Genomic DNA, 22,815 nt, shown 5'->3' on the forward strand with positions numbered 1-22,815 from the left:
AATGCACGATTGTTGTGTGCCTGAAAGATATGCAGTTCGAGTTCCCTAATTTGCAAAGCGCCTTTGATGTCGGATCGCTCGCGATCCGCAACCGTGTCGCGCTGGCGCCGATGTCCGGTGTCACCGATCTGCCGTTCCGGCAGCTCGCGTCGGAGTTCGGCGCGGGATTCGTCGTGACCGAAATGGTCGCCAGCCGCGAACTCGTTGGGAATACAGCCGAATCCTGGTCGCGACTGCAGAATTCAGGCATCGAGCCGCATATCGTCCAGCTGGCCGGCCGTGACCCGGGTTATATGGCCGAGGGCGCCCGCATAGCCGAGGCCCATGGTGCATCGGCGATCGATATCAACATGGGGTGTCCGGCCAAGAAGGTGATCGGCGGCCTTTCGGGTTCCGCGCTCATGCGCGAGCCGGAACTGGCGCTGTCCATCATCGACGCGACCGTCAAGGCGGTGAAAGTGCCCGTGACGGTGAAGATGCGACTCGGATGGGACGAGAATTCGATCAATGCGCCTGTTCTGGCACGCGAGGCAGAGGCTCTCGGCGCGCAGATGATCACCATTCACGGCCGGACGCGCATGCAGTTCTACGAGGGCAGGGCGGACTGGGACCGGATCGCCGAAGTGCGCGACGCGATCAAGGTTCCGCTCGTGGCGAACGGTGACGTCGAAACAGCCGATGACATCAACGAGATTCTGCGCCGTTCGGGTGCCGATGCGGTCATGCTTGGTCGCGGCGCCCAGGGTCGTCCCTGGCATCCGGGTGTGCTGGCAGGGATGCGTGCGGTTCCCGATCGGATCGAGATCACGGCCGTTTTCGAGCGGCACTATCGGATGATGCTGGAATTCTATGGCGCCGAACTTGGGCTCCGCCAGGCGCGCAAGCATGTCGGCTGGTATCTCGAGCGCCATGCCGGCGTCGTGCCGCCTGCGACCAAGGGCGGCGTGCTGACGTCGAAGGATCCGGAATTCGTCGTCGCCTCCGTGCGGGATTTGATTCTTGCGGCTCCGGCAGCCCAATTGAGCGAGGCCGCATGAACGACGATCAGGGCAAACCGAAGCCGAAGATCGCTGCCGGAGACATCGGGCAAGCGGTGCTGAACGCGATCCAGAATGCCGTGATTCTGGTCGACGAGGACGGCTATATCGCCTTTGCCAACTGGGAGGCCGAATCCTTCTTCGGTGCCAGCGCGGCTTATCTCGCGCGGCATACGATCTATGCCTATATCCCGTTCGGCAGCCCGATGCTGACGCTGATCGAGCAGGTGCGCGAGCGCCGCGCGCCGGTCAACGAGTACCGCGTCGATCTCTCTTCGCCGCGCCTCGGCGCCGACAAGCTGGTGGATATCTATGTCGCGCCGGTGCTCACTGATCCAGGCGCGGTCGTCGTCGTCTTCCAGGAACGGTCGATGGCCGACAAGATCGATCGCCAACTGACCCATCGCGCTGCGGCGCGTTCGGTCACTGGCCTGGCTTCGATGCTGGCGCATGAGATCAAGAATCCACTCTCCGGGATTCGCGGCGCCGCCCAGTTGTTGGAGACCTCGGTCAACGACGAGGACCGGGCGCTGACCCGCCTGATCCAGGAGGAGACGGACCGGATCGTCTCGCTCGTCGACCGCATGGAAGTCTTCTCCGATGAGCGGCCTGTCGACCGGGCGCCGATCAACATCCATTCCGTGCTCGACCATGTGAAGGCGATCGCGAAGGCCGGTTTTGCCCGCAATATCAAGATATCAGAGCAATACGACCCGTCGCTGCCGGCCGTTCATGCGAACCGCGACCAGTTGATCCAGGTCTTCCTGAACCTTGTGAAGAATGCGTCCGAGGCGGTGTCGGACCGCGCTGACGGCGAAATCATGCTGACGACGGCCTATCGGCCCGGCATCCGCATCTCGGTCGCGGGCACCCGCGACAAGATCTCGCTGCCGCTGGAATTCTGCGTGATCGACAATGGCCCCGGTGTGCCCGAGGACCTCGTGCCACATCTCTTCGATCCTTTCGTGACCACCAAGACCAACGGCTCGGGTCTCGGCCTCGCCCTCGTCGCCAAGATTATCGGCGGCCATGGCGGCATCGTCGAATGCGACCGTCAGAACAACAGAACGATTTTCCGCGTTCTCATGCCCGTCTCGCCCGGCGGACAGGCGGAGGACCTATGACAGGGAACCACGGATGACTGCTGCTACCATTCTCGTTGCGGATGACGACGCGGCGATCCGGACGGTGCTGAACCAGGCGCTGTCCCGGGCCGGCTACGACGTGCGCATCACCTCGAATGCAGCAACGCTCTGGCGCTGGATCTCGGCCGGTGACGGCGACATGGTAATCACCGACGTGGTGATGCCTGATGAAAACGCCTTCGACTTGCTGCCGCGGGTCAAGAAGCTGCGGCCTGACCTGCCGGTGCTGGTCATGAGTGCGCAGAACACCTTCATGACGGCGATCAAGGCCTCGGAGAAGGGCGCCTACGACTACCTGCCCAAGCCCTTCGACCTGACAGAACTCATCGCCATTGTCGGTCGAGCCCTTGCTGAGCCGAAGCGCCGGCCGATACGGCAGGACGACGACACGCATGATGGCATGCCGCTGGTCGGCCGTTCGGCAGCCATGCAAGAAATCTACCGCGTGTTGGCGCGTCTGATGCAGACCGACCTCACGCTGATGATCACCGGTGAGTCCGGCACCGGCAAGGAACTTGTCGCACGCGCGCTGCACGACTACGGCAAGCGTCGCAATGGCCCCTTCGTCGCGATCAACATGGCGGCGATTCCGCGCGATCTCATCGAATCGGAACTGTTCGGCCACGAGAAGGGTGCCTTCACCGGCGCCCAGGCGCGCTCGACCGGCCGCTTCGAACAGGCCGAGGGCGGCACGCTCTTCCTCGATGAAATCGGCGATATGCCGATGGAGGCGCAGACAAGGCTGCTCCGCGTGCTACAGCAGGGCGAATACACCACTGTCGGTGGCCGGACGCCGATCCGCACCGATGTCCGCATCGTCGCCGCCACCAACAAGGATCTGAAGCAGGCGATCAATCAGGGCCTGTTCCGCGAGGACCTCTATTATCGCCTTAATGTCGTGCCGCTGCGCCTGCCGCCGCTCCGTGAGCGCGCCGAGGACATTACCGATCTCGTCCGTCATTTCGTTCAGATGACCGAGAAGGAAGGCATGGCGCCCAAGCGTTTCGACAACGAAGCGCTCGATGTCATGAAGGCCTATCCCTGGCCGGGCAATGTGCGCGAGCTCGAGAACTTCGTCCGACGCCTCACGGCGCTCTACCCGCAGGACATTATCACCCGCGAAATCGCCGAGTCGGAACTCAAGCCCGACATCGCGTCCAGCCCGGCCGAGAAGGGCACGCAACGGAACGGTCCGGTCTCGATCTCGCAGGCCGTCGAGGAGAACATGCGGTCGTATTTTGCCGAATTCGGTGAAGCGCTGCCGCCGCCGGGCCTCTACGACCGGGTTCTGGCGGAGATGGAATATCCGCTGATTCTGGCCGCTTTGACCGCCACGCGCGGCAATCAGATCCGCGCGGCCGATCTTCTCGGGCTCAACCGGAACACGCTTCGCAAGAAGATCAGGGAACTGGGCGTAACCGTCTATCGCTCCTCGCGTACCGCTTGACTTTACGGCAGTTTCCGTTGCATTTTCGCCACAATGCGTTGCTCTAAAGCAACGCATTGTTCGTGTGAAGGCATTGCGACTTCCGGCGTTCGCGCCCCATTTCGAGTCTCTCGCCTTCGATCCGGCAATTTGAATCTGAGAGCGTCAGGTCGCCCGCGGGCACCGGCGAAGCATTGAGCGGACGGCGGATGACCGACGAGGCAAACGACAAGTCAGCCAGGAACTTCGACCGTCGCGGCATTTCGACGACGACTGGCATTGCCGTTGCCGGCGGCGCGCTGGTGGCCGCGATGGGGACGCTTGCGGTCCTGCTCGGCTTCACGCCGATCGAACCCGTCGACCAGGTGGTGGTCGGCTCCGTCGTCATCAACGCCCTCTTTGTCATCGCACTGCTCGCGCTGGTCGGCTATGAAATCTACCGGCTGATCAAGGCACGGGCCCGTGGTCGCGCCGCGGCGCGCCTCCACATCCGGATCGTGTCGCTATTTTCGATCGTGGCGATCGCACCAGCGATTCTTGTCGCGGTTATCGCCTCGATCACGCTCAATGTCGGCCTCGACCGCTGGTTCGGCCAGCGGACGCAGGAGATCGTCAGTTCCTCGATCAATGTCGCGCGAGCCTATGTGCGGGAGAATGCCAGCTACCTGCAGGGCCAGACGATCTCGATGGCCAACGACCTCGACCGCAACCGCCAGCTCTACGCGCTCGACCCGACCGGTTTCGTCGAGATGATGACGCGTCAGGCCAAGGGCAGAGGAATGCTTGGCGCCTTCATCATCAACAGGGAGGGTGTCGTCCAGATCAAGGCGGATATCGAAACCGAGTCGAAATTGCCCGACGTGCCGAAGGATGCGCTGGCCGCAGCAGTCGGCGGCCGGCCGACACTCATTCCGCCCGGAAGCACCAATCTCGTGGCGGCTGTCATTACTCTCAACGAGATCGACGGCCTGCTCTATACCATTCGTGCGGTGGATCCGCAGGTCATGTCCTCGCTCCATCTGATGGAGGAGAATGCGAACGAATACAAGGCGATGGAGGAGGGGCGCACCTCCACCCAGCTCGCCTTTGCCATCATCTATCTCGGCTTCGCGCTGATCGTGCTGCTGGCCGCGATCTGGGCCGCAATTGCTGTTGCCGACCGCATCGTCCGGCCGATCCGGCTCCTGATCAATGCGGCCGACAATGTGGCGGGCGGCAATCTCAACGTCATCGTGCCGGTCCGCGCCGTGGACGGCGACGTGGGATCCCTGTCGCGCACCTTCAACAAGATGATCTCGGAAATCCGGACGCAGCGCGACGAAATCCTTGTCGCCAAGGACGAGGTCGATGACCGCCGCCGCTTCATCGAGGCCGTGCTGTCGGGGGTGACGGCGGCTGTTATCGGCGTCGACGAGGACCGGACGATCAACATCGCCAATCCCTCGACCCAGGAATTGCTGGGCGCGACGCCCGAGGAGATGATCGGCCGCAAACTGCCCGAGATGTCGCCGGAGATCGATGCGGTTCTCACCGAAGCGTCTTCGCGCCATCGCAGCGATTTCCGCAAGCAGGTCGCCATCCTGCATGGCGGCAAGGAGCGGACGCTGAGCGTGCAGGTGACGCGCGAGGAGTCGCATGCCGGCCAGGAAAGCTACGTCATTACCATCGACGACATTACCGATCTCGTCATTGCCCAGCGCTCGACGGCCTGGGCGGACGTGGCACGCCGCATTGCGCACGAGATCAAGAACCCGCTGACGCCGATCACGCTCTCGGCCGAAAGGCTGAAGCGCCGCTATGGTCGTCAGATCGCCGAAGACGACCGCGCAGTGTTCGATCAGTGCACGGAAACCATCGTCCGGCAGGTCGAGGATATCGGCCGCATGGTGGACGAGTTCTCGTCCTTCGCGCGCATGCCGAAGCCTTCCATGGAGTCCGCCGATCTCCGGCAGATCCTCAAGGATACGGTGTTCCTCCGCGAGATGGGCAACAGTCACGTGAAGTTTGAGCGCGACTGGGGCGATGTGGCCCTGATGGGTGCCTTCGACGCGCGCATGCTCGGCCAGGCCTTCACCAATCTCATCAAGAATGCAGAGGAAGCGATCGAGGCCATCCCCTCCGAGGAGCGGCGGGACGAGGCGAAGATCATGATACGCGCCTATGAGGACACGGCCGCCGAGCGGTTGGTCGTCGATATCATCGACAACGGCAAGGGGCTGCCACAGGAGAATCGTCACCAGATTCTCGAGCCCTACATGACGATGCGGGAGAAGGGCACCGGCCTTGGCTTGCCGATCGTCAAGAAAATCATCGAGGAACACGGCGGACAGCTCGAACTGCATGATGCGCCGCCGGAGTTCGACCATGGCAAGGGCGCGATGTTCCGCGTTCTCTTGCCCAGAGGGGCGGATACCGCCGCGTTCAGGACTATGAAGGTAGAGGCAGATGGCGTCTGACATTCTGGTAGTTGACGACGAACTGGACATCCGCGAGATCGTCTCGGGCATTCTCTCCGACGAGGGCCACGAGACCCGCATGGCGCACGATAGCGACAGCGCGCTCGCGGCGATTTCCGACCGCGTGCCGCGGTTGGTTTTCCTTGATGTCTGGATGAAGGGTAGCAAGCTCGACGGGCTCGGACTGCTCGACGAGGTCAAGAGCCGGCATCCCGAACTGCCGGTCGTGATGATCTCCGGTCACGGCAATATCGAGATGGCGGTCAACGCCATCCGTCGAGGTGCTTTCGATTTCATCGAAAAGCCGTTCAAGGCCGACCGGCTGATCCTGATCGCCGAGCGGGCGCTCGAAAATTCCCAGCTCAAGCGGGAAGTCCGCGATCTCAAGCGCCGAAGCGGCGACACCGCCGAACTGATCGGCACGTCGGTGGCAGTTTCGCAGCTCCGCCAGACCATCGACAAGGTGGCCCCGACCAACAGCCGCGTGATGATCGCCGGCCCGTCGGGCGCCGGCAAGGAACTGGTGGCGCGACTGATCCACAAGAAATCGGCCCGATCAGAGGGACCCTTTGTGGCGCTCAATGCGGCGACCATTACGCCCGAGCGGATGGAAGTCGCGCTGTTCGGCACCGAAGGCGCTCCCGGCCAGCCGCGCAAGACGGGCGCGCTCGAGGAGGCCCATCGCGGCATCCTCTATCTCGATGAGGTCGGCGAGATGCCGCGCGAGACGCAGAACAAGATTCTGCGCGTGCTGACGGAGCAACAGTTCGAACGTGTCGGTGGCTCGAAGCGGGTGAAGGTCGATGTTCGCATCATCTCCTCGACCGCCTATGACCTCGAGAAGATGATCGCCGAAAACCGCTTCCGCGAAGATCTCTTCCACCGGCTCGCGGTTGTGCCGGTCAGGGTGCCGCCGCTCTCCGATCGTCGCGAGGACATTCCATTCCTCGTCGACACCTTCATGCGACAGATCTGTGAGCATGCCGGGATACGTGCCCGCAAGATCGGCGACGATGCGCTGGCGATCCTGCAGGCACATGACTGGCCGGGCAATCTCCGACAGCTCAAGAACAATATTGAGCGGCTGCTGATCCTCGCCCAATCGGATGGACGCGACAACCCGATCACAGCAGACATGCTGCCGGCCGACGTGCTCGATACGATGCCGAAGGTGTCCTCGACCGGCGACCAGCACATCATGACGCTGCCGTTGCGTGAAGCCCGTGAAATGTTCGAACGCGACTATCTGATCGCCCAGATCAACCGTTTCGGTGGCAATATTTCGCGCACGGCGGAATTCGTCGGCATGGAGCGCTCGGCGCTGCACCGCAAGCTCAAGACCCTCGGCGTTTGATAGCAGGATAGTTCAGAGAATGACCAGAATTGCCTATGTGAACGGCCGTTATGTCAGGCATGCCGATGCCATGGTCCATGTCGAGGATCGCGGCTATCAGTTTGCTGACGGGGTCTACGAGGTTTGCGAAGTCCGCCACAGCATGATCGTCGACATGACCCGGCATCTCGACCGGCTGGGGCGATCGCTTTCCGAACTACGGATCGACTGGCCGATGCACCGGGCGGCGCTGGTGCGGGTGATCCGCGAAGTGCTCCGCCGCAACAGGGTGAAGAACGGGCTCTTCTATCTCCAGGTCACCCGTGGCGTCGCCAAGCGTGACCATGTCTTCCCGGCGCCGGGCACGAAACCCTCCATCGTGGTGACCGCCAAGAACACCAATCCGGCTGTTATCGCCGCCAAGAACGCCAATGGAATCAAGACGATCACTGTGCCGGACAACCGATGGGACCGGGTCGATATCAAGACCGTCGGCCTGCTCTCGAACGCACTCGTCCGCCAGCAGGCGAAGGAAGCGGGGGCCCAGGAGGCCATCTATCTTGATGCCAATGGCATCGTGAAGGAGGGCGCCGCGACCAATGTCTGGATGGTGGATTCGGATGGCACGCTGCTGACAAGGCCGGCGGAACACGGCATCCTGCGGGGCATCACGCGGACAACCTTGATGGATGTCGCCAAGACGCTCGATCTCAATATCCGCGAGGAGGAATTCAGCGTCGAGAAGATGCTCAGCGCCCGCGAGGTTTTCATCACGGCGGCTACCAGCATCTGCTTTCCGGTGATTGAAATTGACGGCAAGACAATCGCCAACGGGCATCCGGGAAGCGTGTCGCAAAAAATTCGTGAAGCCTTTTTCGACATTGCGGAGAAGACATCTATTTGGTAGCAATCTCCCGGATGGCCGCTCGACGAGGGATCTCGCGGCCAGGAGGCATCAACGATAATCCGGCCAAATGCGCCGGCAATAACGTAAAGACGCGGCGGGGCACATGGCTGAACGTTCTCAAAATCTGCAGGATCTGTTTTTAAATACTGTCCGAAAGCAGAAAATTTCTCTGACGATCTTTCTTATCAATGGCGTCAAGCTGACGGGCGTCGTAACTTCGTTCGACAATTTCTGTGTTTTGCTGCGCCGTGACGGACATTCGCAGCTCGTCTACAAGCATGCCATTTCGACGATCATGCCCGGCTCACCGGTGCAGATGTTCGAAAATGAGGACGCAGCCTGAGCGGAACCGGTCTTTTCGCTCTTGTTTGATCGTTCCGGCGGACAATTCCGCCTTGCACGCTACCGACGGCGCCCCATATTGGAGCCATGACAATCAACGAACGTGATATCACGCAGGACTCGATGGTGCCTGAGCTCGAACGGCATCGCGATGAGATGCGTGCCGTGGTGGTCGTGCCCGTCCTCAAGGCCCCGGCAGATCCGACGAAGATCCGCACACCTGAGGGGCGACTCGACGAGGCGATCGGCCTGGCGCATGCCATCGATCTCAATATCACGGCCGGTGAAATCGTTATGGTTTCCCAGCCCAAGCCCGCGACCTTGATCGGTTCCGGCAAGATCGAAGAGATCAAGGAAAAGCTCACCGAGGGCAATGCCGGTCTCGTCATCGTCGACCATCCGCTGACGCCGGTGCAGCAGCGCAATCTCGAAAAAGCCTGGAATGCCAAGGTTATAGACCGCACCGGTCTGATCCTGGAAATCTTCGGCCGGCGCGCTTCCACTAAGGAAGGCACGCTGCAGGTCGAGCTCGCGCATCTCAACTATCAGAAGGGCCGGCTGGTCCGCAGCTGGACGCACCTTGAACGCCAGCGTGGCGGCGCGGGCTTCCTCGGCGGTCCCGGCGAAACCCAGATTGAATCCGACCGCCGTATCCTGCAGGAAAAGATCGTCAAGCTCGAACGCGAGCTGGATCAGGTGCGCCGGACGCGGCAGCTGCATCGCGCCAAGCGCAGGAAGGTGCCGCACCCGATCGTCGCTTTCGCGGGATACACCAATGCCGGCAAATCGACCCTGTTCAACCTGCTGACCGGTGCCGGCGTCGTCGCCGAGGACATGCTGTTTGCGACGCTGGACCCGACATTGCGGCGCATCAAGCTGCCGCACGGCCGCATGATTATCCTCTCCGACACGGTCGGTTTCATCTCAGACCTGCCGACCCATCTGGTTGCTGCCTTCCGGGCGACGCTGGAAGAGGTGCTGGAAGCCGATCTCATCCTGCATGTCCGCGACATGTCGGATCCGGACAATGCCGCGCAGGCCGCCGACGTACTGCGCATCCTCGGTGAACTCGGTATCGATGAGGGCGACCGCGAGAGGCGGATCATCGATGTCTGGAACAAGATCGACCGGCTTGCGCCTGAGGCACGCGAAGCGCTGCTCGCCAAGGCCGAAGCCAACCCGAACACGATCGCCGTCTCGGCTGTGACCGGCGAGGGCGTGCCGCGGCTTCTTTCACTCGTTGGTGAGCGCGTGTCGGGTGTCATGACCGAGGCCACTGTTGTTCTTGCCGCCGACCAGCTGTCGCAACTGCCCTGGTTCTATGAACACGCCATCATCGATGCCCGCGAGGATCGCGAAGACGGCTCGGTGAGCCTCGATGTTCGCTTGTCGGAATCCGAAGCGATCGAGATGGATCGCCGGCTCGGCCTCGGCAATTCCGCGCAAAAATTGCCCTGGGAAGACTGATCTTCTCGTCTCTTCTCGTCGATCGCGCGTGTTCCACGCAAGCATCGCCCGCTATGGATTCCTTGCCGGATACGCTGACCGCCCCAGAGTCTTCGGCTTTGGAATCAGCGAAGCGCAGGGCAAGACCGCATGCAATTTTACAACATGATCGTGCTGGCCCTTGAGGCCATGGTCTACTTCCTCTTCCTCATCACGCTTCTCCACTGGCGCCACCGCATCGGCATCGGCGTATTCATCACCGTGCTCGGCACGATGCACTTTCTTGAGACCTATCTCGCTTCGGCCTTCTATGTGTCGGTGCCGATGGCGACGATTTCTCCGGGTTCGGCGGTGTTTTTCGCAGGCAAGCTGCTGATGGTGCTTCTGCTCTACGTGAAGGAAGATGCGCCGACGGTCCGTCAGCTCATCTATGGCCTGCTGGTCGGCAATGTGATGATCTTCGTGCTCGGCCAGGTGCTCAATCTGCATGTCGCCCCGACGATGCCGGACGGCCAGCCGACCAACGACGCGCTTCTTCAAGAACTCGGCATTCTCATGATGTGGGGCACGAGCCTGCTCTATGTCGATTCCATTGCCATCATTCTTCTTTACGAGCGGCTCGGCACGTTCATCGGTCGCCATATGCTGCCACGCTTCTTTCTGGCTGGGGCGGTGGTCCTGGCCTTCGATCAGCTCGGCTTCTATGGTGTCCTGCAATGGCTCACCGGCGCGCCGGCCAGTGTTTTCTGGGGTGGCCTCGCCGCCAAGCTGGCGATGAACCTCCTTTTCGTTATCATGACTGGCCTCTATCTCTACTTTTTCCGATCCAGCGTCCCGCTTGGCCCGGCCAAGGGCATCAGCGATATCTTCAACGACCTGACGTATCGCGAGCGCTATCAGGATCTGCTCGCGCGAACGGGGCGCGACGGACTAACCGGCGTGCGGGATCGCGGCCGGCTCGAGGTCGAGGGACCGGAACTGATCCGCGAAGCAATCCGAGCCGGCGATGGGATCAGCCTGATGGTGGTCGACGCCGACCGCTTCAAAGAGATCAACGACAAATATGGTCATCTCCGGGGCGATGCTGTCCTGAAGGACATCGCTGCAGCACTGACCGGCGCGGTACGCAAGGTCGATCGTGTCTACCGCTTCGGCGGCGAGGAATTCGTCGTAATCTGCCGCAGCCTCGATCCGAAGCTTGCACTTGCATCGGCGGAGCGGATTCGAGTGGAGATCGGGCGGATCGAAGGGCCGGACGAGAGCAGGGCAGTCACCGTCAGCATCGGGGTCGCCACGGCACCCGAAGACGGTGCGACCCTGCTGGAACTGGTCTCTGCCGCGGACCGTCGGCTCTATCGCGCCAAGTCGGAAGGCCGCAACCGCGTGGTCATTGACTGAGATCAGGACTGAGCCCCGATCGATTTCAGCGGCCCTTGGCTTCCTGCCAGAGTTCTTCCATCCGGTCGAGCGTCGCTTCATCGAGGCTCTCGCCGCTCTTTTCCAGCGTCGTTTCGATGTAGGAGAAACGGCGGCGGAATTTTGTATTTGTGCCGCGCAGTGCCATTTCCGGCTCGACGCCGACATGCCGGCCCATATTGACTGCAGCGAAGATTAGGTCGCCCAGTTCGTCGGCGATCTTGGTCTTGTCGCCGGACTTCAAAGCGTCGCGGAATTCGCCGATCTCTTCCTCGATCTTGTCGAGGATCGGTTCCGGCTCGGACCAGTCGAAACCGACCTTCGCCGCCTGCTGCTGCAGTTTCAGCGCCTCGATGAGGGCGGGCAGGGCGCGTGGCACGCCGCCAAGATGGCCCGCCTTCAAGTCCTCCGTAGTGCCCCGCCTTGCTCGGCGCTCGGCCCGTTCGCGCTTCTCCTCGGCCTTGATCTCGTCCCACTGCTTCTTGACCTTCGTCGGATCGTCCGCGTCCGAGACAGCAAAGACATGGGGATGGCGGCGGATCATCTTCGTCGTTATCGCCTCGACCACGTCGCCGAAGGCGAATTCGCCTTGTTCCTCGGCCATGCGGGCATGGAAAACCACCTGGAGCAGGAGGTCGCCAAGCTCGTCCCTGAGGTCGTCGAGATCGCGACGCTCGATCGCGTCCGCCACTTCGTAGGCTTCCTCGATCGTATAGGGCTTGATCGATTCGAAATCCTGTTCGAGATCCCAAGGGCAGCCGGTGACAGGCGTGCGCAGGGCCGCCATGATTTCGAGCAGGCGGTGGATGTCCTTGGCAGGTTTCATCGTCAATTCAACGGGATGGCATTGTCGGCCTTGGAGGCCTGGTAGGTTTCCGACATCTCGGCGTAGCTCGCCTTTATGCCGTCGAAGCGGATGGCATATTCTGCACGGTGATCGGCATCGACCGAGACCAGCAGGTCCGACATCCAGACCGAATTCCAAAACGCGTTCTGCCGCCGATAGCCGCCGGGCTCGAGACCGAAGACCTCCTTGAGGATCTTGAGGTCATGCGGAATGGCGAAGGCGTCGCGGCTGTCCTCGTGGCTGAAGAAATAGAAGAAATTGTCGAAGCCTGCCCAGGTGATCGCCGACATGCACATGGTGCAGGGTTCATGGGTCGAGAGGAAGATCAGGTCCTTGGTGTCCGGCCGCTCGGCCATCTCGTAGAAGCGCTTCAGCGTATGGACCTCGCCGTGCCAAAGCGGATTGTCCGTCTCGTTGTTCGTCTCTGCAAGAACCAGCGACAGATCGGACTTGCGCAGGAGCGCCGCGCCGAACACCTTGTTGCCCTCGGCAACGCCACGTTTGGTCAGCGGAATGACGTCGTTCTCCATCACCGACAGCAGGCGCGAAAGGAGATCGGCGGGATGATGGTTGAAGTACATGGGTGCCCCGGAATGACTGTCAGCGACCTTAGCGGCAGCCGCGCATGCTTGGGAAGCGTTCGCGGTGCAACACGCACAGATTATTCCGGCGGGTATTTTTGTTTGGCGTGGAGGATGCGAAGGATTTGGATCTCGTCCGCCTTGCGATCGATGCGGTAGACGGCGATCAGCTGGGTGTGAGCAATCACCAGTTCTCGGGTATTCGGAGCCCGTCCTGGCCGGCCTGAATCTGGGAATTGTGTAAGGCGCTCGACGGCGTTGTATAACATGAGGCCGATATCAAGAGCGGCTGCTGGGTTCCTTGATGCGATGTAGGAAATTTGGGATCGTCGTTCTTGCCGGGCTCGGAGCAACCAGACGAGATCCATGTCCGGCTACTTGTTCGCGATCATTGCCAGAAGTTCTTTGCGCTGCTCTTCCCAGTCACGCGTCACCTCTTCATGGGGTACCCATACTGCGTCTGGCCGGTTGGCTTCGGCCAAGCCTTTCTCCACCTGACGAAGAAACCATTCATCATAGGTCTCCTCGTGATCCGTTTCTGTCTCGGCAGCTTTTGGCGTATTGACCATATCGACACCTCACTCTCCCAAAGATAGCCTAACGCCACGATTTTTCAACCGACCGACGCGAACGCTCTTGCCAAAACAGAATGCTCCCATTCACGAATTATCGAGCAAAAGAATATATTTGCGACAGGAAGCCAAGATTCATCTTGCTTCAAATCGTGCGCCTGTTCTGGCATTAGTGCACACTAGACGAACAGGATTTGACGAATGCCCGATCGGGACGATCAGCTCAGCGTGTTCCCGGCCTTCCTCCGCGTGGAAGGGAAGGATGCCGTGGTCGTGGGCAATGGTGACGAGGCGCTGGCGAAAGCCCGGCTGCTTCTCAACACGCGTGTGCGGATCACGCTCGTCTCGGATGCGCCGGACGCTGCGCTGATGGCGCTCGCCATCCAGAACGATTTCCGGCACGTTGCCCGGCCTTTTGACGGTTCGTTGCTCGATGGTGCGACCCTGGTATTTGCTGCGACCGGTAACGCGGCAGAAGACCGAACCATTGTTGCCGCGGCGCGCGAGCGCAGGATTCCGGTCAACGCTGTCGACCAGCCCGATTATTGCGATTTCTTCACACCGGCCATCGTCAATCGTGCGCCGGTGGCCGTCGCGATCGGCACGGAGGGCGCTGGCCCCGTGCTCTCGCAGATGATCCGCGCACAGATCGACCAGATGCTGTCGCCATCGCTCGGTCCTCTGGCGCGCCTCGCCGATCTTTATCGCGGCGCTGTCGATAGCCTGCTGCCGCGCGGTGTCACGCGTCGGGTGTTCTGGCGCCGCTTCTTCTCCGGCGCAGTGGCGAATGCGGTCAATGCAGGGCAGTTGGGCGAGGCCGAGCGCGAGGCGACGCGGTTGCTCAAGACGATGGAGAAGGTCGAGGGCCATGTCTGGCTCGTCGGTGCCGGTCCGGGTTCGGAGGATCTGCTGACGCTACGCGCCCAGCGCGCCATGATGGAAGCGGATGCGATCGTCTATGACGCGCTGGTGCCATCAGAGGTCGTCGCCATGGGCCGTCGTGACGCGGAACGCTTCTCCGTGGGCAAGCGCAAGGGTTGCCATTCGAAGTCGCAGGATGAGATCAACGATCTGCTCGTCGAACTTGGCCGTGCGGGAAAACGTGTCGTTCGGCTTAAGTCCGGCGATCCCCTGGTCTATGGCCGTGCGGCCGAGGAAATGCAGGCGTTGCGCACCGCGGGTATATCCTACGAGATCGTTCCCGGCATTACGTCGGCCTTCGCTGCCGCGGCCGATTTCGAACTGCCGCTGACGCTGCGCGGCGTCGCATCTTCGCTGATCTTCACCACCGGTCATGATTTGACCGGCGAGACGCTGCCCGACTGGGCGAGCCTTGCCATTTCCGGCGCCACGATTGCCGTCTATATGGGCCGCTCGGTGGCCGCTTCGGTTGCCGAGCGCCTGATGCAGGCCGGTCTGCCGGCCGAGACCACGGTCGCTGTCGTCGAAAATGCCAGCCGCCGCGACAAGCGCCTGCTGCATGGCGTACTCCGCGAACTGCCCGGTCTTGAGGCCCGCGACGATCTCGGCGGCCCCGTCATGGTCATTATCGGCGATGCCGTCGCCGGTGCCAATTTTACCCATTCCGAGCCGCTGGCCGCCCGCCGGGCGGTTGCCGCCGAACGCTTGCAAGTTTCTGGAGCCTGAAATGTCCACCGCCCAAGTCCTCACCGCCAATCGCCTTACGGATGGCATCGCCGTCTGGTATGATCGCGACGGCAAATGGAACGAATGGATCGGCCGGTCCGTCGTTGCCAACACCAAGGAAGACGCCGAAAAGCTTGAAGCGATCGGCAAGAAAGCCTATGCGAACAACGAAGTGCTGGACGTCAATCTGATCGAGGTGGAGGAGATCGAGGGCCAGATCAGGCCGCTCCGGCTCCGCGAGCGCATTCGCGCCGAAGGCCCCACCATCGAATATATGATCTGACCGATCCAGCTATGCGCTCGAGCATACCCAAGGACCCTGTGCCCAAGGAATTTGTGAATGTACCGTTACGATGAATTCGATCATGCCTTTGTGAACGGCCGCGTGGCGCAGTTCCGCGATCAGGTCGAGCGCCGCCTTGCCGGCGAGCTCGCCGAGGATGCGTTCCGCCCGTTGCGCCTGATGAACGGTGTCTACCTCCAGCTTCACGCCTACATGTTGCGGGTCGCGATTCCCTATGGCACGCTGAATTCGAAGCAGATGCGGATGCTGGCACATATCGCCCGCAAGTATGACCGCGGCTACGGCCATTTCACCACGCGCCAGAACATCCAGTACAACTGGCCGAAGCTCGCCGATACGCCCGACATTCTTGCCGATCTCGCTTCGGTCGAGATGCACGCGATCCAGACCTCGGGCAACTGCATCCGCAATGTCACCGCCGACCATTTCGCCGGCGCTGCTGCCGACGAGGCCGCCGATCCGCGTCCCTATGCGGAAATCCTGCGCCAGTGGTCCTCCGTCCACCCGGAATTCTCCTTCTTGCCGCGCAAGTTCAAGATCGCCGTGACCGGCGCCAAGGACGATCGCGCCGCAATCCAGGTGCATGACATCGGCCTCGTTCTCAAGAAGAACGACGCCGGCGTGCTCGGTTTCGACGTCTATGTCGGCGGCGGGCAGGGCCGTACGCCGATGGTGGCGAAGAAGATCCGTGACTTCCTGCCGGAAGAGGATCTGCTCAGCTACATCACCGCGATCATGCGGGTCTATAATCTCTATGGCCGCCGCGACAACAAGTACAAGGCACGCATCAAGATCCTCGTCCACGAAACAGGCGTCGAGAAGCTCTCGGCCGAAATCGAGGCCGAGTTCGCCGAACTCAAGAACGGCGAGCTCAAGCTGCCGGAAGCCGATGTCGAGGCGATCACAGCTTATTTCGCGCCGCCCGCGCTGACCGAGCGTCCCGAGGGCTGGGCCAATCTGGCGAGCTGGAAGAAGGCTGATCTGGACTTCGCCCGTTGGGTCGACCAGAACGTCAAGCCGCACAAACACCCTGACTATGGCATGGTGACGATTTCGCTGAAGCCGATCGGCGGAATCCCCGGCGATGCGAGCGATGAGCAGATGGACCTCGTCGCCGATCTCGCCGAGGAATATGCCTTCGACGAGCTGCGCATCAGCCACGAGCAGAACATCATCTTCCCGCATGTCGCACTGGCCGATCTCGAGCCGCTCTATCGTGCGCTGAAGCCCGCAAACCTGGCGACCGCGAACTCGAACCTGATCACCGACATCATTGCCTGTCCCGGCCTGGACTATTGCGCGCTGGCGAATGCCCGCTCGATCCCTGTCGCGCAGGAAATCTCCGAACGTTTCGGTTCTGCCGAGCGCCAGGCCGAGATTGGCGAACTCAAGATCAAGATCTCCGGCTGCATCAACGCCTGCGGCCACCACCATGTCGGCCATATCGGCCTGCTGGGCGTCGAGAAGAAGGGCGCCGAGCTCTACCAGATCACGCTGGGCGGCTCCGCCGACAACGAGACCTCGATCGGCGACATCATCGGCCGCGGCTTCGAACCCGAAAAGGTGACTGACGCGATCGAGACGGTGGTCGATACCTATCTCGGCCTGCGCCTGTCGAAGGATGAGACCTTTCTTGCAGCCTATCGCCGTGTCGGGCCGCAGCCCTTCAAGACGGCTCTCTATGGTGGCGCTGCCGCCGAAGCCGCCTGAGGAGCATCGATATGACCAGAATCTGGAACGAATCCGGTTTTCAGAGCGATGACCCGTGGGTAATCGAAACCGACGAAGCCGAGGCTGGCAGCAACGAGAAGCCGTTGCTGCCGCTCGCGACTTTCATTGAGAAGGCCGAAGCCGGCGAGACCGGCCTCGGCGTGCTGATTCAGCCGGCTGACAATGTGAAGGCGCTGGCACCGCATCTCGACAAGATCGCGCTGGTGGCCGTCAACTTCCCGGCTTTCAACGATGGTCGTGCTTTCAGCCATTCCTCGCTGTTGCGCGAGCGGCTCGGCTATCAGGGCGAATTGCGCGCGGTTGGCGATGTGCTGATCGACCAGATCCCGCTGATGCTGCGTGTCGGGGTCACCAGCTTTGCCGTCACCAATGCCACCGCGATCCGGCGGTTGGAGGAGGGCAGGCTGCCCGGGATCGACAACCACTATCAGCCGACGGCGCGCAAGGCCGAAGATCCCAAGTCCTATAGCTGGCGTCGCGTCTCCTGATCAAATTCATTTGTACACAAACAAATTTCTCGACAGGGACGGCCGTTTGAAGTAAGGTGAGTCAAGCTGGAAGGCTGCGTACTCGCGCAAATCAAAAGCTTATTCCTCCTGGGAAATCAGCCTTGGAACGCGATGCCTTCTCTATAGGCGGAAGATGTAATATCTGCCTAGCATGATCGTTCGACTGTCTTGAGGATAATACCCGCATGAACGCGCCTGCGCTAAAGATCGAAATCGAAAATGCTGTGCCCGCCGGTGTCTATGCCGAGACGGTGACCGAGGTCCAGCACTACACTGACCGGCTGTTTCGCTTCCGGATGACCCGTCCGGCGGAATTCCGTTTCCGTTCGGGCGAGTTCGCGATGATCGGCCTCATGGTCGAGGGCAAGCCGATCTACCGCGCCTATTCGGTCGCGAGCCCGGCTTGGGATGAAGAACTCGAATTCTTCTCGATCAAGGTTCCGGATGGCCCGCTCACCAGCCACCTGCAGAATCTGAAGGTCGGCGACACCGTTCTGATGCGCAAGAAGCCGACTGGCACGCTCGTCAATGATGCGCTCATTTCAGGCAAGCGCGTCTACATGTTCTCGACCGGCACCGGCATCGCGCCGTTTGCCAGCCTTATCCGCGATCCCGAGACCTATGAGAAGTTCGACGAGGTGATCCTCTGCCATACTTGCCGCGAGGTGGCCGAGTTGAAGTACGGCTTTGACCTGATCGAGGAAATCCGCAATCACGAATTCCTGGCCGAGGTCGTTGGCGACAAACTCAAGCATTATGCGACGGTGACACGCGATCCGTCCTATCCGCATCAGGGCCGCATCACCGACAACATCCGTAGCGGCAAACTATTCGCCGATCTCGGCGTTGCTCCCTTTGACAAGGAAGTCGACCGTGCGATGATCTGCGGCTCCTCTGGCATGCTCAAGGAAACCAAGCAGCTCCTGATCGACGCGGGGCTGGACGAGGGCGCCAACAGCAAGCCCGGCGAGTTCGTCATCGAGCGCGCCTTCGTCGACTGAGATCGGCAAGCCTGCTGATGAATAGCCTTTAAGCCCGGTAGATGCCAATCTACCGGGTTTTTTGTTGGATCGTTGGGACGTTTTCTGAAGTCAGCACGCTCAGTCGCGACTCACGACACCGAGAATTTCCCAGAGATCGGCGCCGGCTTCGAAAACCGTTGCATTGGCGCGATAGGCGACTTCACCCTCGGTGAGATCCAGCATTTCGGTTGCGAGATCCACGCCGTCATCCGACGGTGGTGCGGACGCGTGATCGCCTAGCGGCTGGTACGCACCAGAATCCGTATGGGCAATATTGTTGGCTGTGGATTCGAGATTGTTTGCCTGCTCTCTCAAACTCTGGAGAGCAATCGACGCGACAGATGAGAGACCCATTTCGCACACCCTGCGATACTAATGACCGATTTATAGAGCCCAACGGGTGAAGAAATGGTGAAAAAGCCAGATGCAGGCAGGCGTATTATCGCTTGCGCACGAACTCCGTCCTGAGCACGAGACCCTTGATCTGATCGTGCCGGCAGTCGATCTCATCCGGGTTGTCAGTGAGACGAATTGCCTTGATCACAGTGCCCTGCTTCAACGTCTGGCCGGCGCCCTTGACCTTCAGGTCCTTGATCAGCACGACGGAATCGCCGTCGGCCAGCACGTTGCCAGCGGCATCGCGCACCTCGGCCTTTGCAGCCAGAGCCGCCGTGACTTCGGAGGCCGGACGCCATTCGCCGGTGGCTTCGTCATAGATGTAGTCGTCATCTCCGGCCATGCGTCGTCGTCCTCGGTCGTGAATACGGAAGAGTGCCCGGTTACAGAAGTCAGGACGTCAACGCAATGGCCAAAGGACGCGCCAATTTGCCTCGGCGCGCCCCGTCTTGGTGTTCACTCCGCCGCTTGGGCGTATTCCTCAACCGGGGGGCAAGAGCAGATCAGGTTGCGGTCGCCATAGACATTGTCGACGCGGTTGACCGGCGGCCAGTACTTGTCGACCCGGAAGGCACCGGGCGGGAAGCATGCCTGCTCGCGGGAATAAGGGCGATCCCATTCGCCGACGAGGTCCTGCACCGTATGCGGCGCATTCTTGAGCGGATTGTTGTCCTTGTCCATCGAACCGTCCTCGATGGCGCGGGCTTCCTCGCGGATTGCCAGCATCGCATCGCAGAAGCGGTCGAGTTCTGCCTTGGTCTCGCTCTCCGTCGGCTCGATCATCAGGGTACCGGCAACCGGCCAGCTCATCGTCGGAGCATGGAAGCCGCAATCAATCAGGCGTTTGGCGATGTCCTCCACGGTGACACCCGAGCTCGCCTGGAGCGGTCTCGTGTCTATGATGCATTCATGCGCCACCCGCTCCTTGTCTGACTTGTAGAGCACGTCATAGGCGCCCTTGAGCCGCGCGGCGATGTAGTTGGCATTGAGGATCGCAACCTTGGTCGCCTGGGTGAGTCCCTCGCCACCCATCATCAGGATGTAGCTCCAGCTGATCGGCAGGATGGAGGCCGAGCCGAAGGGGGCGGCGGAGACCGCGCCATCGCGCCCGTCCGACTGGGGATGCCCGGGCAGGTGAGGGGCGAGATGCTTCTTGACGCCGATCGGCCCCATGCCCGGACCGCCGCCGCCATGCGGAATGCAGAAGGTCTTGTGCAGGTTGAGATGGCTGACGTCGGAGCCGATGTCTCCGGGCCGTGACACACCGACCATGGCGTTCATGTTGGCGCCGTCGAGATAGACCTGGCCGCCATGCTTATGGGTGATCTCGCAGATCTCGCGCACCGTCTCCTCGAAGACGCCATGCGTCGAGGGATAGGTGATCATGATGCAGGAAAGGTTGGCCGCATGCTGCTCGGCCTTGGCGCGGAAATCGGCGAGGTCGATATCGCCGTTGTCGGAGACTTTCACCGGCACCACCTTCATCCCGGCCATCTGCGCCGAGGCTGGGTTGGTGCCATGTGCCGAGGTCGGGATCAGGCAGACGTCGCGATGGCTGTCGCCACTGGCGATGTGGAAGTTGCGGATGGTGAGCAGACCCGCATATTCGCCCTGCGCGCCGGAATTCGGCTGCATGGAGAAGGCGTCGTAGCCGGTGATGTCGCAGAGCTTGGCCGAGAGATCGTCCAGCATCACCTTGTAGCCCAGCGCCTGATGGCTCGGGACGAAGGGATGGATTTCGGCAAATTCCGGCCAGGTGATCGGCAGCATCTCGGCCGTGGCGTTGAGCTTCATCGTGCAGGAACCGAGCGGGATCATCGAGCGATCAAGCGCGAGATCGCGGTCCGAGAGGCGGCGGATATAGCGGGTCATCTCGCTTTCCGCACGGTTCATGTGGAAGATCGGATGCGTGAGGTAGCTGCTGGTGCGCAGCAAATCCTCCGGCAGGCGCCAGTCGGGCTCAAAATCATCGGTCTTGAAGTCGCCGCCGAAGGCGCGCCAGACGGCCTCGAGCGTCACCGGACGGGAACGCTCGTCGAGCGAGATGCCGATCCTGTCGTCGCCTATCTTGCGGAGGTTGACTTCCTCTGCCTCGGCCGCCTTGAGGATCACGCCCTGCAGCTTGCCGACTTCGATGGTGATCGTGTCGAAGAAGGTCGAGGGCTCGACCGTGTAACCGAGCCTTTCGAGGCCCTTGGCCAGTCGCACCGTTTTCTGGTGGACGCTCTGGGCGATCGCCTTGAGGCCCTGCGGACCGTGGAAGACGGCATACATCGAGGCCATGACGGCGAGAAGGACTTGCGCGGTGCAGATATTCGACGTCGCCTTCTCGCGGCGGATATGCTGTTCGCGGGTCTGCAGCGACAGGCGGTAAGCGCGGTTGCCGCGTGCGTCGACCGAAACACCGACCAGACGACCAGGCATCGAGCGCTTCCACTCGTCCTTGACCGCCATGTAAGCCGCATGCGGGCCGCCATAGCCGACGGGAACGCCGAAGCGCTGGGTGCAGCCGACGGCGATGTCGGCGCCCATCTCGCCGGGTGACTTGAGAAGGCAAAGGGCCAGCGGGTCGGCGACGACGATGCCGATCGCACCGGCAGCATGGAGTTTCTCCATCAGCGGCGTGAAATCGCGAACGTGGCCATAGGTGCCGGGATACTGGAAGATCGCACCGAAGACATTGTTGCTGTCGAGGTCGCGGAAGGGGTCGCCGACCACGACATTCCAGCCGAGCGGTTCGGCACGGGTCTTGAGCAGTGCAATGTTCTGCGGATGGCAGTTTTCGTCGGCAAAGAAGGTCAGAGACTTCGATTTCGCCACGCGCTGCGCCATGGCCATCGCCTCCGCGGCCGCAGTCGATTCATCGAGCAGCGAGGCATTGGCGATGTCGAGACCGGTGAGATCGCTCACCATGGTCTGGTAGTTGATGAGCGCTTCGAGGCGGCCTTGGCTGATCTCGGGCTGGTAGGGCGTATAGGCTGTGTACCAGGCCGGATTTTCCAGGATAGTGCGCTGGATGACCGGCGGCGTGATCGTGCCGTAATAGCCCTGGCCGATCAGCGAGACGAGTTTCCGGTTCAGGTTGGCGGTCTCGCGCATCTTGTCGAGCGCCTCGCGCTCGGTCAGCGCCTGGTCCCACTTGAGCGGCGTCTTGAGACGGATGGAAGAGGGAACGGTGTCGTCGATCAGGGCGTCGAGACTCCCGTAGCCGACCACCTTGAGCATCGCATCCATTTCGGCCGGCGAGGGGCCGATATGGCGCCGGTCGGCGAAATTATACGGATCGTAATCCGTGAAGGTGAAATCCTTGGGGAGAGCCATTATGCGATCATCCTGCGGTACGCGTCTTCATCCATCAGGCCGTCGGCATCGGCGGGACTTGCGAGCTTGAGCTTGAAGAACCAAGCCGCACCCTGCGGGTCCGAATTGACCAGTGCCGGGTCGGCGACGATGGCGTCATTGATTTCGACGATCTCGCCGTCGAGCGGGCAGTAGACGTCCGACGCCGCCTTGACGCTCTCGACGGTCGCGGCATTGTCATTCTTGGAGAAGGTCGCGCCGACCGAGGGCAATTCGACATAGACGAGGTCGCCGAGCTGTTCGGCTGCGTGGGCGGTGATGCCGACAGTTGCGACGTTGCCGTCGATCTTCAGCCATTCGTGTTCTTCGGTGAATTTCAGCATGAGTCTTCTCTCCCG

The 22,815-nt window shown here is 61.4% G+C and carries 22 protein-coding genes; 14 read left to right on the plus strand and 8 right to left on the minus strand.

Translation table 11 applies throughout. The features are described from left to right. The first annotated feature begins 14 nt into the window (after positions 1–14). The 9 genes from dusB to AC2YI2_RS12145 all read left to right on the plus strand — a co-directional run bounded on the left by dusB (position 15) and on the right by AC2YI2_RS12145 (position 11,490). Positions 15–1,037 (plus strand): tRNA dihydrouridine synthase DusB, encoded by a 1,023-nt coding sequence (gene dusB / locus AC2YI2_RS12105; RefSeq protein WP_487386719.1) that lies wholly within the window; start codon positions 15–17, stop codon positions 1,035–1,037. Then, entirely contained in the window at positions 1,034–2,161 is a 1,128-nt protein-coding gene (locus AC2YI2_RS12110) for a two-component system sensor histidine kinase NtrB (RefSeq protein ID WP_487386720.1), read from the plus strand. Before dusB ends, AC2YI2_RS12110 begins: the two co-directional genes overlap by 4 nt. A gap of 13 nt (positions 2,162–2,174) precedes the next feature. Further along, positions 2,175–3,629, plus strand: a complete 1,455-nt coding sequence (ntrC, locus tag AC2YI2_RS12115; RefSeq protein WP_487386721.1) for a nitrogen regulation protein NR(I) — start codon at positions 2,175–2,177, stop codon at positions 3,627–3,629. A 188-nt stretch (positions 3,630–3,817) separates the two neighbouring features. Further along, positions 3,818–6,064, plus strand: a complete 2,247-nt coding sequence (locus AC2YI2_RS12120) for a sensor histidine kinase NtrY-like (protein ID WP_487386722.1) — start codon at positions 3,818–3,820, stop codon at positions 6,062–6,064. After that, positions 6,054–7,418 carry a nitrogen assimilation response regulator NtrX gene (gene ntrX, locus AC2YI2_RS12125; protein ID WP_487386723.1) on the plus strand — a complete coding sequence of 455 codons (1,365 nt, stop codon included), beginning with the start codon at positions 6,054–6,056 and terminating at the stop codon, positions 7,416–7,418. The genes AC2YI2_RS12120 and ntrX overlap by 11 nt, the downstream gene beginning before the upstream one ends. Positions 7,419–7,437: 19 nt before the next feature. Next, positions 7,438–8,304: a D-amino-acid transaminase gene (locus AC2YI2_RS12130; protein WP_487386724.1), complete on the plus strand. Its 867-nt coding sequence runs from the start codon at positions 7,438–7,440 to the stop codon at positions 8,302–8,304. A gap of 103 nt (positions 8,305–8,407) precedes the next feature. After that, positions 8,408–8,647, plus strand: a complete 240-nt coding sequence (hfq, locus tag AC2YI2_RS12135; protein WP_449114897.1) for an RNA chaperone Hfq — start codon at positions 8,408–8,410, stop codon at positions 8,645–8,647. Between the two features lie 86 nt (positions 8,648–8,733). Next, a complete protein-coding gene (gene hflX, locus AC2YI2_RS12140) occupies positions 8,734–10,113 on the plus strand; it encodes a GTPase HflX (protein WP_487386725.1) in 1,380 nt (459 codons plus the stop codon). Positions 10,114–10,242: 129 nt separating this feature from the next. Then, complete coding sequence (locus AC2YI2_RS12145) at positions 10,243–11,490, plus strand: GGDEF domain-containing protein (RefSeq protein WP_487386726.1); 1,248 nt, start codon at positions 10,243–10,245, stop codon at positions 11,488–11,490. A 25-nt stretch (positions 11,491–11,515) separates the two neighbouring features. Here AC2YI2_RS12145 and mazG read toward each other — a convergent pair whose 3' ends face one another. From mazG to AC2YI2_RS12165, 4 genes are all read right to left on the minus strand, one after another. After that, the gene (gene mazG / locus AC2YI2_RS12150; protein ID WP_487386727.1) at positions 11,516–12,334 is read right to left on the minus strand and encodes a nucleoside triphosphate pyrophosphohydrolase; all 819 of its coding nucleotides are present in this window, start codon (positions 12,332–12,334) and stop codon (positions 11,516–11,518) included. Positions 12,335–12,336: 2 nt separating this feature from the next. Further along, entirely contained in the window at positions 12,337–12,936 is a 600-nt protein-coding gene (locus AC2YI2_RS12155; protein WP_487386728.1) for a deaminase, read from the minus strand. Positions 12,937–13,016: 80 nt separating this feature from the next. After that, entirely contained in the window at positions 13,017–13,304 is a 288-nt protein-coding gene (locus AC2YI2_RS12160; protein ID WP_487386729.1) for a type II toxin-antitoxin system RelE/ParE family toxin, read from the minus strand. A gap of 6 nt (positions 13,305–13,310) precedes the next feature. Then, entirely contained in the window at positions 13,311–13,505 is a 195-nt protein-coding gene (locus AC2YI2_RS12165; protein WP_487386730.1) for a hypothetical protein, read from the minus strand. A 204-nt stretch (positions 13,506–13,709) separates the two neighbouring features. Between AC2YI2_RS12165 and cysG the strand changes: the two genes are divergently transcribed. From cysG to AC2YI2_RS12190, 5 genes are all read left to right on the plus strand, one after another. Further along, positions 13,710–15,155, plus strand: a complete 1,446-nt coding sequence (gene cysG / locus AC2YI2_RS12170; protein WP_487386731.1) for a siroheme synthase CysG — start codon at positions 13,710–13,712, stop codon at positions 15,153–15,155. Between the two features lies 1 nt (position 15,156). Further along, positions 15,157–15,438: a DUF2849 domain-containing protein gene (locus tag AC2YI2_RS12175; protein WP_487386732.1), complete on the plus strand. Its 282-nt coding sequence runs from the start codon at positions 15,157–15,159 to the stop codon at positions 15,436–15,438. Between the two features lie 57 nt (positions 15,439–15,495). Then, positions 15,496–17,169, plus strand: coding sequence for a nitrite/sulfite reductase (locus AC2YI2_RS12180; protein WP_487386733.1), 1,674 nt, complete (start codon positions 15,496–15,498; stop codon positions 17,167–17,169). Positions 17,170–17,180: 11 nt separating this feature from the next. Further along, positions 17,181–17,678: a DUF934 domain-containing protein gene (locus AC2YI2_RS12185; protein WP_487386734.1), complete on the plus strand. Its 498-nt coding sequence runs from the start codon at positions 17,181–17,183 to the stop codon at positions 17,676–17,678. Positions 17,679–17,884: 206 nt separating this feature from the next. Further along, a complete protein-coding gene (locus tag AC2YI2_RS12190; RefSeq protein WP_487386735.1) occupies positions 17,885–18,700 on the plus strand; it encodes a ferredoxin--NADP reductase in 816 nt (271 codons plus the stop codon). Between the two features lie 99 nt (positions 18,701–18,799). Here AC2YI2_RS12190 and AC2YI2_RS12195 read toward each other — a convergent pair whose 3' ends face one another. From AC2YI2_RS12195 to gcvH, 4 genes are all read right to left on the minus strand, one after another. Next, complete coding sequence (locus AC2YI2_RS12195) at positions 18,800–18,922, minus strand: hypothetical protein (RefSeq protein ID WP_487386736.1); 123 nt, start codon at positions 18,920–18,922, stop codon at positions 18,800–18,802. Between the two features lie 238 nt (positions 18,923–19,160). Then, a complete protein-coding gene (locus AC2YI2_RS12200) occupies positions 19,161–19,460 on the minus strand; it encodes an alkylphosphonate utilization protein (RefSeq protein WP_487386737.1) in 300 nt (99 codons plus the stop codon). A gap of 113 nt (positions 19,461–19,573) precedes the next feature. Further along, complete coding sequence (gene gcvP / locus AC2YI2_RS12205; protein WP_487386738.1) at positions 19,574–22,438, minus strand: aminomethyl-transferring glycine dehydrogenase; 2,865 nt, start codon at positions 22,436–22,438, stop codon at positions 19,574–19,576. Next, positions 22,438–22,800 (minus strand): glycine cleavage system protein GcvH, encoded by a 363-nt coding sequence (gcvH, locus tag AC2YI2_RS12210; RefSeq protein ID WP_487386739.1) that lies wholly within the window; start codon positions 22,798–22,800, stop codon positions 22,438–22,440. Before gcvH ends, gcvP begins: the two co-directional genes overlap by 1 nt. Between the last annotated feature and the right edge of the window lie 15 nt (positions 22,801–22,815).

Source organism: Rhizobium sp. SRI_017 (genome assembly GCF_057586295.1).